The 501-nt window shown below is 66.9% G+C and carries 1 pseudogene; it reads right to left on the reverse strand.

What is annotated here, in order from left to right:
• Positions 1–501: pseudogene (locus ABE459_RS26045) on the reverse strand (RHS repeat protein); the annotation flags it as partial.

Raw genomic sequence — 501 nt, forward strand, 5'->3', positions numbered from 1 at the left:
CTGGGCGAGCATTTCTGGCAAGTGCTGCAGCGCCCCGCTGATGAAGTTTTCCAGCTCGCCGCGGATGCTGGCGTGCAGGTGGCCTTCGAGGATTTCCAGCAGCACCGCGTCGAGGCGCGCGCCAGGGCGGCGGCGCAGGGTCTGGCGGGTCAGTTGCAGCACCGGGCGCAATACCCGGCGGGGGATGGCCATGCCCGGCGGGAAGGGCACCACGCCGATCAGGTTGATACCCAGGCTGGCCCACAGCAGCGGGTCGCTGCCAGGGTGTTCGACCAACTCGATGAGGTCAGCCAGCACATCCACGGCAGCCAGGGCGTTGGCAACAACAGGGGTGTTTTCACCGAGGTTGCGCAGGGTCTGCAAGTCGAGCAAACCGCCGCTGATGCCATGCAGCCAGTCATTGACAGCCGCAGCGGCGAGACCGAGGTCCTCGCTGAGCAGGGTTTCGAGGGGGGCAATGGCGAGCTCGACGTCGTGCTCGGTGAGGGTGGTCATGGGGCT

The sequence above is a fragment of the Pseudomonas sp. TWI923 genome (genome assembly GCF_039673365.1).
In the GTDB taxonomy this organism is placed as follows: Bacteria; Pseudomonadota; Gammaproteobacteria; order Pseudomonadales; family Pseudomonadaceae; genus Aquipseudomonas; species Aquipseudomonas sichuanensis.